Raw genomic sequence first — 16,759 nt, 5'->3', positions numbered from 1 at the left:
GCGTATTCTATGGCAAATAAGGCTGGTTGAGTGTAGGCGGTTTGGTCGATTAAATCAATGTTTTCTGTTGTTTGTGTATCTGGATAAATTACAGAAAGTAGGGGATGTTCTAAATATGGTTGCAAGAGCTGGGAGCATTGGTCAACGGTTTGGCGAAATAGTGGCTGAGTTTGATATAACTCTCTTCCCATATTCAGATATTGGGAGCCCTGTCCTGTAAATAGGAAAGCTTTTTTTGGTGATTGACAATTACTAGAGAGTTTTCCAGAAAATACATCTAATGATTCTTCTGCTACACTAATTTGTGCTAATTTATCTGCTAATTCTTGTTTTTCAGAGGCGATAATAGCTAGACGATGGTTAAAGTGTACTCGCCCAGTATTAGCTGTATAACATATATCTGCTAAGTCTAATTCAGGATGAGTTTCTAGATGATGTTGATAGCAAATGACTAACTCTGTCAGAGCAACTTCTGTCTTAGCTGATAATGTTAATAAATATGAGAGATACTCTTGCCAGTTATCCTTTTCATCTTTCAGCTTTTTGCTATTTTCTGGGAAAAATCCTTCTTCTACTATCATGTGGACATTAGTTCCACTAATACCAAAAGAGCTAATGCCTGCTAACCTTCTTTTTTCTTCTGAGTTCCAGACTATTGATTCTTGAGGCACAACTACAGGAATTTCAGACCAAGGAATTCTAGGATTAGGCTTTTTCAAGTGTAAATGAGCAGGAATCTTTTTCTGACATAGACTCAATACAACCTTAATTAAACCAGCAATTCCTGCGGCTCCTTCAGTATGACCTATATTTGTTTTCACACTTCCAAGAACTAAAGGATGGTCTGAAAGTCGAGAAGAGCCGTAAATATTTGTTAATGCTTCTACCTCTATGGGATCTCCCAAAGGTGTTCCTGTTCCATGGCACTCAATGTAATCCACTAATTCTGGCTCAGACTGAGCATTTTTCAATGCTTGGCGAATCACCTGTTCTTGAGCTGGTCCATAGGGTACAGTTAAACCACTACTAGGTCCATCATGGTTAACAGCAGAACCTCGAATTAGAGCCAAAATATTGTCACCATCTCTACGAGCATCTGATAAACGTTTGAGTACGACTACTCCACATCCTTCTCCTCTTCCATAACCATCAGCCGATGCATCAAAGGTTTTACAACGACCATCAACAGAATTCATTTGAGCCCGAGATTCTAACAAACTAGCTAGCGGTGTCAGGATAAGATTCACTCCCCCTACCAAAGCCAAATTACATTCTTGACCACGCAAACTTTGACATGCTAAATGACAAGCAACTAAAGAGGATGAACAAGCCGTTTCGACTGTAAGGGTAGGTCCATGTATCCCTAAAAAGTAAGCTAATCTTCCTGCTGCTGTACTGGCATCGCTAGCGAAGAAAGGTTCAATTTTTCCAGCATTTTGGATTAATTGGGCATAATCTTGAGTCATCATTCCCACAAATACACCTGTTTGGCTGCCAATTAAATCACTGGCAGATAAACCAGAATATTCAAGACTTTCCCAGATAACTTCTAATAAAAGCCTTTGTTGGGGATCCATCCAAGACGCTTCTCTAGGAGAAATGCCGAAAAAACTTGCATCGAAACGATCAACTTGTTGCAAGAAATTGCCATAACGACTGTACATTTTACCTGGGCGTTCAGGATCTGAATCGTAATAGGCATTAATATCCCAACGATCATGGGGGACTTCTTGAACGGCATCAACCCCATTCTCTAAAACTTTCCAGAAAGCATCAGGAGAATCACCCCCACCTGGAAATCGACATCCAACTCCGATAATTGCTATGGGATCAGTTTGAGCATTTTGTAAAGTTTGCAGGTTTGCTTTTGTTTTACGTAATTCAATTAACGCCTTCTTCATTAATTGAATTTCGTCTATTTTAGGTGTAATATTACTATTCATTTGCACCCATCCTCCAAGCTAAGTTCATCAGAAAGCAGTTCTAAAATTTCATCTTTAGATACATTCTCCAATTGTTCATTTAGATTGTCTACTTCTAGAACAGATTCTCCTACTTCATCAGAGTATAATAAAACCTCTTTCATTATGTAATTAACAATCTTTTCCACTGTTGGGTAATTGAAAATAAAAGTAGAGGTAAAGGCATGATCTAAGTTCCTTTGCAAACTATTCCTTAAATCCATTGCCATTAAAGAATCTAGACCTAAGTCAAAAAGTCCCTGTTGTAAGCCAATTTGCTCCCAATTATCTAATCCCATCACTTGAGCTACTTGCTGACAAACATAAGTAACTAATAAATTTTGCCATTGCTTAATTGGTTTTTCTTTTAATTCCATAAGAAAAGTAGATTTTGGCGATGATAATTGTACAAGGGACTTAATTTCTTCTAGCAAAGGCCAGAAGGCTTCATCGTGCATTTGAGAAATAAATCTAGACCAATTGATAGGAAATACTCCTACTTGGATAGCTTGATTAGTCAATAATTCTGTTAAAGCCTGTAATCCTTCTTCATTATTAAGGGGAGTTATACCTTGAGATCTCATTCTCTGTTGGTGATGACTGTTCAGGCGAGAAGCCATTCCTTCTTGGCTCCATGGCCCCCAATTAATGCTTAATGCAGGTAATCCCATTCCTCTGCGATAATGGGCTAAAGCATCCATAAAAGCATTAGCAGCAGCATAATTTGCTTGGCCTAGATTCCCTAGCAAAGATGCTGCGGAAGAAAAGTAAACAAAAAAGTCGAGAGGTATATGCTGAGTGAGTTGATGGAGATGCCAACTACCCTGTATTTTTGGCTTCATAACTTTGGTAAATTGGTTCCAATTCAGGTCTGAAACCATACCATCTTCCAATACTCCAGCAGCATGAATTACTCCTTTTAGGGGTGGCAACTTTGGAGAGGAAAAAGAGTTGTCTAATTGATGATTCTCTTGAAACTGTTCAATTATTTTGGCAACATCCTCTTCCTTAGAAATGTCGCCATTAACTACTCGCACTTCTACTCCTGTAGTCTCTAATTTCTCAATTTTTTCTCTAACATTGGAGGACGGTTGCTTACGACTAACTAGAACAAGATGTTTAGCTCCATTGTTTGCTAACCAAGAAGCTGTTTCTAAGCCTAAATCTCCTAATCCTCCCACGATTAGATAACTTGCGTTTGGTTCGAGAAAGATTCTCTTTGAGTTTTCTTGTGGCAACTGTGGCTCTAAATTCCCATTTGCCTGCTGCTCTTGGCGTTTTGGTTGCTTGACTAGGCGAGATACATAACGTAATTCTTGACGATAAGCGATTTGGTTTTCCCTCTCAGGAGATAAAAGTTCCTGAATTAAGGGTTTTAAGATATCATGAATATTTTCTTCACTACCGTACTCCAAGTCAACTAATCGACAATCTATTTCGGGATGCTCAAGAGCAAGTACTCTTCCTAATCCCCACAAAGTGGCCAATTCTGGTTGTACTACCTCCCTCGCTTCAAGGACATTTTGGGTTCCCATAGTTACTAACCACAAGGATGGCAGATTGTTGTTACTACTAGCAGTAAGTGCCTGTACTAGATAAAGCAAGCTCTGTAAACATAAATTTTGAGCCTTCTCTACTTTTTCTAAATTTGAAGGTTCATGGCTTGGCAATACAGTCCAGAGATAAATAATCTCATCTATGTTTGAAGCATCTTGCAGTAGGCGTTGAAAATCTTGAACTTGACTGGGATCAATTTGATAGTGTTGCTCATCTAGCTTTTGATAACCTGATGATGGAAAGATAAATACACAATCCTTCTGTTGCAGTTGTTCTTCCATAGCTAACATCACTTCTTCTTCTACCCTCACTGAGGCAACAAATATCAGTCTTTTCTTTCTATGAGTTGTAGAAAAAGCTTCTTGTTTAATTTCTAGAGATTTAGGCTGCCAATTGATTTGATAAAGCCAATCCTTAATATCTGATTGCAGAGTTTGAAGTAATACTTTTTGATTAGCTTTCCTCACTTCAAAGTCAATTACTTTTGCTAATATTTTTCCTGATGCAGTAAACAACTCAATATTAGCTTTAAAAGATTCCAAGGAAGTTCCCTCATTCTTTTTTAAATCAGCGTGACACCAAACCTGATTACTATCGGGAACATCATAAAAAATAAACTCTCCTATCCTAAAAGGAACAAAAGTTTCATAATCTCGATCTAATTGATCGTCTATAGCTCCTCCTAATAGTTGAAAAATTGAATCAATTAAAGTAGGATGAAGTTGATACTCCTGGACATCTTGAAGCACCTCTGGAACTTGAAGCAGTCCTAAAATTTCTCCTTCTCCTTTCCAAATCTGCTTAAACCAGCGAAATGTATTTCCCAGTTCAATTTTTCTCTGAGCAAGGGCTTCGTAAATTTGTTTGTTATCAATAGGTTGAGTACAGCAAGTTTGAAATTTCTCTAAAGAAGTACTGGGGCTTATCTCTGTGCTGGGAAGGATTTTACCTTGAGCATGAATAGACCAATTATCATTCCTTTCACTTCCAGCAAAATTACTATCTATCTGATCGTTTAGACTTGGTTCAAAGCTAATAACCTCCAAAGAATAACCCATTTTTTCTGGAGTCAAAACAACTTGTAAGGTTCTCTCTGCTTTTTCGTTAAGTGCTAGAGCTTGAGGAAAGAAAATATCTTCCAATTTGCATTGTTGATTGGAAAAGAGAAAAGAAGCAGTAGTTAATAAAGTAGAAATGTGACAAGCTCCTGGGACTACTACTTCTTGATAAATACGGTGGTCTAAAAGAAAGGGTAATAATGATGTACTAAAACAAGATTCAAAAAAGATTTGCGGGCATAAAGGAGATTGTAATTTTTTATGAACCAGAGGATGTAGTTTCGCTTCTTGATTTAAACCTTTGTCTTTTTTCGCAGTATTACTTATCCAATAGCGTTGCCTTTGGAATGGATAATTTGGCAAGACTACTTTCTTTTTTCTCAACTTATTCCCCAGTTGTAACCAATCTATTTTGATTTCTTGTACATATAGTTGTCCTACACTTGAGAGCATTGACTGCCATTCATCTACTCCCGGGCGTAATGATGGCAACCATACACCTCTTGATTCTGGTAAACATTGACGTGCCATTCCTAATAAAATTGGTTTCGGTCCAATTTCGAGGCAGATTTCATACCCACTTTTGTGCAAATTCTCTATTGCTGAGGCAAATTTTACTGGTTGCCGTGTATGGTCTACCCAATATTTGGCACTGGTGATTCTGTTGTCTGCTATTGTACCTGTGAGGTTAGATATAATTGGTATTTGAGGTTGATTTATTTTGACTTGATTGACTAGTGTTTCTATATCTCCTAGTATGGGTTCCATTAATGGTGAATGGAAAGCATGGGATACAATTAATTTTTTTGTTTTGATTCCTTGTGATTCTAACTTATATACTATCTGGTTGACTTCTAATGAAGACCCTGATATGACTACACTTGCTGGTCCATTTATTGCTGCTATTCCTACTTTTTCTTTGTGTGGGTTGACCGTTGCTATTACTTTGTCTATTGATGCCATTACTGACACCATTTCTCCACCTTTCGGCAATTTTTGTATTAATTTCGCTCTGGCTGTTACTAGCTTGAGGGCTGCTTCTAAGCTCCAGATTCCGGCTACTGTTGCTGCTACATATTCTCCTAGACTGTGACCCATGACTACATCTGGTTTAATGCCCCATGATTGCCAGAGTTTGGCGAGGGCGTATTCAATGGCAAATAGTGCTGGTTGGGTGTAGACTGTTTGGTCTAGTAGTGATGGTTTGCTATCAACATTTGTTTGAGGGTAGAGAATTTCTAATAGAGGATTTTCTAGTTGACTATTGAGGATTTCACTACATCGATCTATGCTTTCACGGAAGACTGGTGCCTGGTCGTAGAGTTTCCTTCCCATGTTGATATATTGAGACCCTTGACCTGTAAACAGAAAGGCGATTTTGGGAGTACTGCTGCTGGGAGAGTTGGCTTGGGAATATAAGAAAGCAGTTTCTTTTCCTGCTTGATATTGTTGTAGTTTGGCTGCTAGTTCTTCTTTGTTTGTCCCTACTACTGCGAGGCAGTGATGGAAATGTGCTCTACCAGTTTGGGCTGTGTAACAAATATCTGCTAGGGTTTGTTCTTTATGAGTTTCTAGATGTCTAATATAACGAGCTACTAATTCCGTGAGAGCTGAATCTGTTTTAGCTGAGAGGGTTAATAGTTGCACTGGAAGTTCTAATATCTCTTCTGTTTTCTCTTCCGCTGGAGCTTCTTCCAATACGACATGGGCGTTTGTTCCACTAAAGCCAAAGGAACTGACTCCTGCAACTCTACTTTTTTCTCCTACTTGCCAAGGAATCACCTGAGTAGGCACATGAGCCGGGAATTCTGACCAATTAATATAAGGACTAGGTAGGTTGAAATGCAGATGAGGTGCAATCTGTTTATGTTGCATTTGCAATACAACTTTGATTAAACCTGCGATTCCAGCTGCAGCTTCGGTATGACCAATATTTGTCTTAAGTGAACCAATTATCAACGGTTGCTCTTGAGAGTGAGTTTCCCCAAATACTGCTGCCAAAGCTCCCACTTCAATCGGATCTCCTAAAGATGTTCCCGTACCATGAGCTTCCACATAGCTCACGTGAGCTGGCTCTACTCCCCCGTTTTTTAATGCTTTACGGATGACTGCTTGTTGAGACAGACCATTAGGAACTGTTAAGCCACTGGTATGACCATCTTGGTTGATTGCAGTGCCACGAACTATCGCCAGAATATTATCTCCATCAGCTACTGCGTCAGATAGTCGCTTGAGCACTACTATGCCACATCCCTCACTGCGAACAAATCCATCAGCAGAGGCATCAAAAGTCTTGCATCGACCATCTGCAGAAAGCATACGAGATCTTGAATGATTAATATGGATTAATGGTGCAATTATTCTATTTACTCCTCCTGCTAGAGCTAAATCACTCTCTTGATTCCTCAGACTAGAACAAGCAAGATGGAAGCTCACTAAAGAAGAAGAACAAGCTGTATCCACTGCCAGGTTCGGTCCAGTCGTACCTAAAATGTAGGAAACTCTCCCTGATGCAGTACTCTGAGTATTTCCACTAGCAAAATAAGCATTAATTTTTTCGAGATCGCAGCTAGCTATTTGAGTATAATCACTACCTCCAATACCAAGAAAAACACCTGTCTGAGTTTTAGCTAGTTTTTGTGGATTCACCGCAGCATTCTCTAAAGACTCCCAAACCACCTCCAAAAGCAGACGTTGTTGAGGATCGAGATAATTTGCTTCCTTAGCAGAAATACCAAAGAAAGAAGAATCGAATTCTTGTAGTTGCCCGATAAAGCCACCATAACGGGTATATATTTTACCTGGAGTTTCTGGATCTGGATCGTAGTAATCATCAATATTCCATCTGTCCTTGGGGATTTCAGTAATAGCATCTACTCCCTGTTGCAAAAGATTCCAGAAGGTTTCTGGAGTAGATGCTCCTCCGGGGTAGCGACAACCAATACCAATGATTGCTATTGGTTCTTTTGGCAATTTCTCCAATGCATCTATCTTTGATTGCAATTCTTCAATTACCAAAAATGCTCTTTGCAAAGGAGTTAGTTCTTCAATATTCTTTGATAAAGTTTTCATTATTTTTATACCTCATTTATTAATTATTAATGATTTGAGTTTTTGGTTAATTAATTCTTCTAATTGCTCTTCTGAAAGCTCTTTTGTCTTAGCAAACGAATCTTCTTGTTTTTTATTCTTATTACTTTCTATTGGTTTAGTGATTGAAGTATCTGAACTGTCTGTTTTTTCTAGTAGCTGTTGAGCTAAGTAATCTATCAGCTCTCCCATTGTTGGATAGTCAAAAGCTAGGGTGAATGGAATTGAACACTCTAAAATTGTTTGTAATTTATTCCTCAATTCTACAGATGTTAATGAATCCATCCCTAAATCAAAAAATCCTTCATCTAAACCTATTGATTTCTCATTATTCATACCTAGTACCTTAGCTACTTGAGTTCTAACCAGACTGACTAATAAATCTCGTTTTTCGGATACCGTTGCTGCCTCTAAATGCTGTAGAAAATCAGATTTTGATTCTTGGGCAATACTACTGGTAATTTCTTTCCAATCTGCTAGCAAAGGCCATTTGTCGATTCGTTCTTGCCACACGGACCAATCTATGGGTGCTATCCCTACTTCCACATCTGAACCACTCATCACTAACTCTAGGGATTCTAGTACCTGCTCTGGTGTCATTGCACCTAAACCCTGCTGCTGCGCTCTGACATCTGCTCCACGTTCTGCTGCTTCTCCTATTTGAGACACTGCCCCAAAATTCAAGCTCAATCCTGGCAATCCCATACTTCGACGATAATGAGCCAGACCATCCAAAAAACTATTGGCTGCTGAATGATTTCCCTGACCTGGTGCGCCCAAAATAGATGCCATTGAAGAAAACAATACAAAAAAGTCTAATTGCAAATTTTTTGTCAATTGATGCAAATGCCAACCACCCTGAACTTTTGGAGACATCACTTTTTCAAAACTTGACCAACTCTGGTTGGGTAGCGTTCCATCAGATAAAACTCCTGCTGAATGAATTACTCCTGCTAGTGGGAAGGTAGATTGGTTAATGTTCTCAAATACCCGCTCCATGGCATCCCATTCCGACACATCAGCCTTTTCCACTACTACTTGGGCACCAGCTTGTTCCAACTCAGTTAATTTTTCGAGGATAGCGTTGTCAGGAGAACGACGTCCCAGTAAAACTAAATTATTGGCTCCTCTGGAGACCATCCAACGGGCTACCAGTAAGCCCAAACCTCCCATACCTCCTGTAATCAAGTAGGAAGCGTTTTCCCGGAAATTCAGAGGCACTTCTGTTTGCTGATCACTGCTGCGCACTAATCTAGCTACATAACGACTGTTTCCTCGCCATGCTACCTGGTTTTCTCTATCATCAGACCAAATTTCATCGAACAGTTCCCATGCTTGATGCTCTATTGTTTCTGTTGGGTCTAAATCAATTTGCATACAGGATAATTCTGGGTGTTCTAAGTTAATCACTTTCCCCATTCCCCACACCGCAGATTGTGCAAGCCCAGGAATTGCCGGATTACTTTCCGGTACAGGTTGCGTTCCTGAAGTCACTAACCATAAACGAGGTGGTTGAGATAAACTAGATTTAACTAGAGCTTGTACAACTGATAATGTCGTACCACAACCCAGTTGAGATAAATTTTCTAACTCCAGAAAGCTAATTTCTTTCCCTACAAATGCTTCTGTTGTCCAACATTGCACTACTCCATATAATGTTGAATTTGAGTCTGCTGCTACATTTGCTATCAGTTCCTCGAATTCTTCTGGGTTATGGGGGTTAATCGTAAACTCTTCTGATGCCAGTTGTTGATATTTTTCTCCGACAAATACTAAAGTACACTGTTCTCCTACTGAGCGCATTTGATTAGCTAACTGTTGCGCTACTCCCTGAGTATCTGCTAGTATCAACCAATTCTTAGGTGTCCGTGATTTGACTTCCACTGTTGTTTCGTCAGCTTCCGCAACAATTACTGACTGCCGAGACAAACATTCTGCCATTCCCTCAATATCTGGTAGTGCTACTACTTGTTGAGTAAAACCAGTTTCACTAAGCACTTGCTTCCATTTGCTTCGGGACAACAGAGGATAGTCTGGTCGTAACTCATAATCTTGGAATTTCCACCATCCTTCTAATAATCCGAAGATTAAATCTATCCACTTCTGGGGAGTTGTTCCTTCCAACAATAACAACATTCCTCCTGGCATCAAGAGTTTTTTCACATGGGATAATGTTTGCTTGATATTGGCAGTAGCATGAAGGACATTAGCAGCTATAACCACATCATACTGGTGAGGTTCAAATCCTTGGTTTACTGGTTCTACTTCTATATCCAAAGTTTGATACTGTACAAATGGATATTCTTGGAACTTCTGTTTCGCTTTAGTAGTGAACAGCGTTCCCAGATCGCTGAATACATATTCCGTTTGCGTAGGTGGCAAATGAGGTAGAATATAGCTGGTTGTACCTCCTGTTCCAGCTCCAATTTCCAATATTCTTAGCCCACGGTGTTGTGGTAATTTCTCTATTGCTTTGGCGATCGCTTTTTCCACTATGGTGTTCATCACTTTCGCTGCTGGTGACTCTTGATAAAGTCTAGTAGCTGTAGTTAGGTCTCCTTCAGGAAACACTAATTGCACTGGATCGACTGCACCTCGCAATACCCCGCTCAGTTGTGATGCACAACGATGAAGCAGTATTAATGCAGCTTCTTCATCGGGATACTGACTCAGCAACTTCTGGCTTTTTTCACTAGGGTCAACTTTCTCCAAAGTTTGTAATACCTGCCATTGCTGTTGAGTTGACTGCACAATTCCCACAGATGCCAGAATTTGCAACATCCTGTTAAATAGTTGTCGCTGACTCTTGACTATACCTAGACGAGAAGCTGCAGAATCAATCGAAAAACTATCCGTTGGTTCATAAGGCCAACTCATTTCCTGTAATGCTTGCACTATATAGTCTATACTTAACTCTTCTAAGCAAGTTTGGATTTGCTCTGAGCGATCGTTATCTAACCCAGTTACTAATTCTTTCAGAGTAGAAGTTAATTGTTTTTCAACTTCTGGAGGTGTTGGTAGATAATCTGGAGACTGTAGCTGACTGAAAATAGCTGTTTTTCTCCATTCGACTTGATAAAACCAATCTTTGATGCTGACTGTTTCTAGTTGTTGTTGATGCTGTTTAGATAGTAAGTCTAGCAGTTTAGGTAATAAATCTATTTCACCTTGGGAAAGATTGCCAACTTTTTCTAGTTCTTGGGCTAAAGTATCTATTTTTCCCTGACTCAGTAGGTTAACGATCGTGGTATTACTATTTTCTGTCAATGAGCTTTGATTTCCATTTTTGCTTTTTTCTATCCAATAACGTTGTCGTTGGAATGGATAAGTAGGCAACATCACTTTGTTTCGTGAATAATCTTGATCAAACCTTAACCAATCTATATCCACTCCTTGTACATATAGTTCCGCCAAACTTTGTAGCATTTGCTGCCAGTCTGATTGATTTGGTCTTAGGGATGGTAACCAAACTCCTACATCTTCTGGCAAACACTGCCTGACCATGCCTAACAAAGTGGGTTTCGGTCCGATTTCTAAGAAGATAGAATAACCTTCTTGATGCAAGGTTTTCATACTTTGGGCAAATTTCACACTTTGACGAATATGATTTACCCAATAATTTGCTGTGGCAATATTCTCATCTGCTATGGTTCCTGTGAGATTCGATATCAGTGGTATCTTCGGTTGATTGTAGGTAACTTCTGAAGCTATCCCTTCAAATTCTGCTAATATTGGTTCCATTAATGGTGAATGGAAGGCATGAGATACTTGTAGTTGTTTAGTCTTGATTCCTTCTGCTTCTAATCTTTCTTTGATTGTGCCAACTACTTCTGCTACACCTGAAATTACTATACTTTCTGCTCCATTGATTGCTGCTATTGCTATTTTGTCTTTGTAGGGGGCAATTATTTGATTGATTTTCTGTTCTGATACTATTACTGATAACATCTTACCTCCAGCGGGTAACTGCTGCATTAACCTACCTCTATGAGCTATCAGTTTTAAGCCATCTTCTAAACTAAAGACTCCAGCGACAGTTGCTGCTACATATTCTCCCACACTATGTCCCATGAGTATATCTGGTTCTATTCCCCATGATTGCCAGAGTTTAGCTAAGGCGTATTCTATGGCAAATAAGGCTGGTTGAGTGTAGGCGGTTTGGTCGATTAAATCAATGTTTTCTGTTGTTTGTGTATCTGGATAAATTACAGAAAGTAGGGGATGTTCTAAATATGGTTGCAAGAGCTGGGAGCATTGGTCAACGGTTTGGCGAAATAGTGGCTGAGTTTGATATAACTCTCTTCCCATATTCAGATATTGGGAGCCCTGTCCTGTAAATAGGAAAGCTTTTTTTGGTGATTGACAATTACTAGAGAGTTTTCCAGAAAATACATCTAATGATTCTTCTGCTACACTAATTTGTGCTAATTTATCTGCTAATTCTTGTTTTTCAGAGGCGATAATAGCTAGACGATGGTTAAAGTGTACTCGCCCAGTATTAGCTGTATAACATATATCTGCTAAGTCTAGTTCAGGATGAGTTTCTAGATGATGTTGATAGCGAATGGCTAACTCTGTCAGAGCAACTTCGGTCTTAGCTGATAATGTTAATAAATTTGAAGGACGCTTAAAAGAACTATGATGGGAATGAATTTTCTCAATTGTAAATTCTCTTGGTGCTTCTTCTAGAATTAAATGAACATTAGTGCCACTCATTCCAAAAGAACTAATCCCAGCTATTCTGGGTTTTCCTTCACAAGACCAAGGTACTAATGAGACAGGAATTTTTATAGCTAATTCATCCCAAGCAATGTGAGGATTTGGTTGATTAAAGTGTAAATGAGGCGGGATTTCTTGATGTTGAAGTGCTAAAACCACTTTTATCAAAGATGATATACCTGCTGCTGCTTCTAAATGCCCAAAATTAGTTTTTACCGAACCTACTAATAATGGCTTATCAACAGGACGTTCTTTACCATATACAGTATCTAAAGCTTCTATTTCTATTGGATCTCCTAAAGAAGTTCCACTCCCATGAGCTTCAACATAACTTACCTGATGAGGTTCTAATTTTGCGTTTGCCAGAGCTTCTTCAATTACTTTTTTCTGAGCTATTCTACTAGGGACTGTCAAACCATTACTAGGTCCATTATGGTTTATTGCTGAACCTCTAATTATTGCTAACACTAAATCACCATCATTAATGGCATCGGACAAACGCTTCAAGACAACAACACCACAACCTTCTCCTTGCCCATAACCGTTGGCAGAAGCATCAAAAGTTTTACAACGACCATCAGGAGATAGTGCTTTCAGTCGGCAACGACTAATTGTACCTCTAGGAGATAAAAGAAGATTTACACCACCTGCTAATGCTAAATTGCTTTCACATAAACGAAGGCTCTGGCAAGCTAGATGGAGTGCAACAAGAGAGCTTGAACAAGCTGTGTCTAACTGAATGTTAGGTCCTTGTAAACCAAGTAAATGAGCAATACGTCCTGTACCCATACTTCGACATACACCTAAAGTTGAGTAAGCATCCCCATTATCTTGATTTTGCATATTTAGTTGGGCATAGTCATCTGTACAAAGACCCATAAACACGCCTGTTTTACTTTGTCTCAAGTTAGCCCATGTTTGTCCAGAATTTTCTAGTGCCTCCCATGAAACCTCTAAAAGCATTCTTTGCTGAGGATCTAAACTAACTGCTTCCCGAGGACAAATACCAAAAAAATCAGGGTCAAACTGGTCAACTTGCTCCAGAAATCCTCCTTCTTTTGTGTAGGCTTTTCCTCCAATTTCTGGATTTTGATCGTAGTATATATCAGCATCCCATCGTTGAGATGGTATCTTGGTTATGGCATCTGTACCATCCTGTAATAACTGCCAATATGCAGATAAGTTATCAGCCCCACCTGGAAATCGGCAACTCATGCCAACGATAGCAATTGGTTCTGTTTTTGTCTTATTTGCAGCTTCAAGCTTAATTCGCATTTCCTTCAAAACTTGAAGTAACTGTTCAGATGAAAAATTTTTATTCCTTATTTCAGACATTTTATTTTTACTCCTGTATTAAAATTTGAATTTTTTCTAATTCTTCAGCAATTTCATCATTAATTTTTTCTTTGTATTCCAAATTACCTATATTTGGCAGATGTTCATTTTGAATTTTGTCAAATTTATCTTCTGATTCTTGCTCTTCTGAAAAAAGTTTCTTGATTAAGTATTTAGAAAGTTCTTGAATATTAGAAATATCAAATAATGTGGCTGTACTAATAGAACAATTCAAGCTATAATTCAACAAATTTCTTAATTCAACTAGACTTAAAGAATTCATTCCCATGTCAAATAATCCTAAGTCTAATTCTGGAAGTAGAGAATGAGAAAATCCTAGCAGTTTACCTATTTCAATTTGAAGATAATAACTCAGAACCTGTTGACGCTTGTTTTTTTGTGCTTCATTAAGTTTTTTCATAATCTCTGAAGTTTGTTCCGAAACTCGCTCTACATTCTCTGTCTTTGAATAAGAATCTATTTTTTCTAGAAATAACCGTTTTTGTTCTACTTCATAAAATTGTTTAAATAAAGCCCAATCAATATCTGCTACTACTGTTTGAGGGTTATTGGTTGCCAACAGTTCGCTTAAAGCAGCTATACCTTTTTGTGGAGCTAAAGACTTAATACCTATCTTGCTTAACCAATTCAATCTTTCTGTATCTGCCATTCCTCCTCCTGCCCATGGTCCCCAATTAATGCTATTACTTGGTAGTCCTATAGCTTGACGATAATGGCTTAACCCATCCAAAAAATGGTTGGCAGCAGCATAATGAGCTTGATCGACTGAACCCCAAACTGCTGCGATAGAAGAGAAATTGACAAAAAAGTCTATTTCTCGATCTTGAGTTAACTGATGCAGTAACCATCCCCCTATTACCTTGGGACGAAGTATTGCTTCTAAATGATTGAGTTTTATTTCCTCAAAAGGTTGAACTTTTACAACTCCAGCAGCATGAATCACCCCTTTAAGAGGAGGCATGGACTTTTTCATCTGTTCCATAACTCTCACTAAGTCTTCCTTCTTAGATACATCTGCTTCAGCTATAATTATTTTTGTTCCTCGTTGTTCTAAGTTAGAAATAGTTGCTTGTGCTAATTCATTTGGTTTACCTCTACTCATTAAAACTAAATACTTAGCTTGCTGAGAGACTAACCATTGTGCTGCTTGTAAACCTAGACTACCTAGTCCTCCAGTAATTAAATAAGTTCCTTTACCATCAAATGAAACGGGTTGGAATTTTGGCAGTAATTTTTTGACTAAACGAGCTACATAGGTTTTCCCTGAACGAAAGGCGATCTGTGCTTCTTGTTGAGTACCTGTTATATTTTGCCAGAGTATTTCTGCTTCATTTTCAGATATTTTCGGATCTAAGTCTATTAAACCCCCCCATAATTGAGGATATTCTAGAGAAATTACTTTCCCTAGTCCCCAGAGCGGAGTTTGAGCAACTGCTAATTCTTTTGTTTGAGATATTACAGGTTGAGATCCTCTAGTAATTAGCCACAGTTGAGGCGAAATAGATTTAAAATTTCTTACCAAAACTTGTGTTAAATGTAGCATACTGCCGCAACCTAATCTTTGTGCTTGCTCCAAACTAGAGGTTGTCAGTTCTACCGATGGGGAAGACTCTAGGCTCCACAAATGAACTATTCCTTTCCAAGAATCTGAGTTAGTTGCCACTATTTCGTGGCATAAAAACTCAAAATCATCTTGTTCAGATGGGTTAATTTCCCAGCTTTCCCTCCCTTGTTTTTTGCAAGTTTGACCAGGAAAAATCATAACGCAGCGATCGCCACTTTCTTCTATTATTTTTCTCAGTTGTAGGCCAACACCACCCAGATCGCTAAAGATCAACCAAGTTCCTTTTTCTGTAGCTGGGATACTTTTTTTAATTAAATATTTGTCTTTAGGGATTTGATTTTGCCATTCCACTCCATAAAAAAGTTGCTGTAATGAGACATCAGAATAATATAGTGGTGCATTGAGTTTTTCTTGATTCCACTGATAAATTTCATTTACTGGCAAGTTATTTTGTTTTTTTGCACTCAAAATTACATAGCTTACTAGCCCCCTACGAAGCATCTTGTACAAATTATCATAGGATTTAAAACCTACTTTAGTATTTTCGCTGAAATTAAATTTTTTACATACATATTCTAGATTATTTTCAAAGTTCGGATCGTATAACCCATTGGCAATTTCCTGACTAATATCTACATAATCTACAATCTGAAGATTATTGTTTGATAGCAAATTAAGCCATTCCTTTTTGGGAATTAAATAAGAAGAGTGAGCATCATAGTCAATAGAAAAAGAGCCACTAGAGATAAAATCGGATAAAACTAAATGACCATCTTGATTTAGATGATTACCAATGTTGGTAAATAATCCCTCTTTATTTTTGACATGACAAGCTACTTCAAAACCATAAATCATATCGTAATTATCTGGAAATTCATCATGTGAACTATTACGATTAAAAATTTGTACTCTATCTTGCAAATTCAGTCTATTTATTTTTTTATGTGCTAGCTCAACTTGCTCCTTTGATATTGTGTAACCACAAAGCTTCATATTTTCGTGATTCTTCGCCAAATCGATCAAATCTGTGCCATGGCCACAACCAAAATCAAGAACTTTTTTACAACAATTAAAGTCTATTTTTTCATAAGCTATTCTTCTTATTTCTTGTTGAGCAATTTTAAGAAGATTATCATGTTTTTTTTCTGATATTTCTATAAGCCAAGAGAAACCAGGAATAATTTGTGGCAAAGGAGCATAATTTAAAATTATTTCTTCATCTTCCTTTTCAAAATTAATCAGTTCATCGTAATAGTCAATAACTATAGGTTTTGAAATTTCCAGACTTTCTATCCAATAACTTTGTCTTTGAAAAGGATAAGTGGGTAACACTACTTTATTTCGTCGATCATCTCCCTCAAACCCTAACCAATCTATATCCACCCCCTGTACATACAATTTTCCTAAACTACACAGCATCTGTTCCCATGCACCTACTTCTTCACGCAAAGATG

4 protein-coding genes are annotated in these 16,759 nt (G+C 38.2%); all 4 read right to left on the bottom strand.

What is annotated here, in order from left to right:
* Positions 1-1,943, bottom strand: a 1,943-nt coding sequence (locus F6K06_RS31360; RefSeq protein ID WP_287244638.1) for a type I polyketide synthase, incomplete at its 3' end; no start/stop codon positions are given.
* A complete protein-coding gene (locus F6K06_RS31355) occupies positions 1,940-7,648 on the bottom strand; it encodes a type I polyketide synthase (RefSeq protein WP_287244636.1) in 5,709 nt (1,902 codons plus the stop codon). The genes F6K06_RS31355 and F6K06_RS31360, both read right to left, overlap by 4 nt.
* Positions 7,649-7,660: 12 nt before the next feature.
* Positions 7,661-13,720, bottom strand: a complete 6,060-nt coding sequence (locus F6K06_RS31350; protein WP_287244633.1) for a type I polyketide synthase — start codon at positions 13,718-13,720, stop codon at positions 7,661-7,663.
* Between the two features lie 7 nt (positions 13,721-13,727).
* Positions 13,728-16,759: SDR family NAD(P)-dependent oxidoreductase (locus F6K06_RS31345; RefSeq protein WP_287244630.1), on the bottom strand; the 3,032-nt coding region annotated here is incomplete at its 5' end.

The sequence above is a fragment of the Okeania sp. SIO1H4 genome (genome assembly GCF_010672695.1).
GTDB lineage: Bacteria > Cyanobacteriota > Cyanobacteriia > Cyanobacteriales > Microcoleaceae > Okeania > Okeania hirsuta.
Note: the sequence above shows the minus strand (reverse complement) of the source record. Positions and strands in the feature narration are given on the sequence as shown.

Bases quoted from the DNA above. Each gene is read 5' to 3' on its own strand.
- F6K06_RS31355 (WP_287244636.1), bottom strand. From the start codon at position 7,648: ATGAAAACTTTATCAAAGAATATTGAAGAACTAACTCCTTTGCAAAGA.
- F6K06_RS31350 (WP_287244633.1), bottom strand. From the start codon at position 13,720: ATGTCTGAAATAAGGAATAAAAATTTTTCATCTGAACAGTTACTTCAA.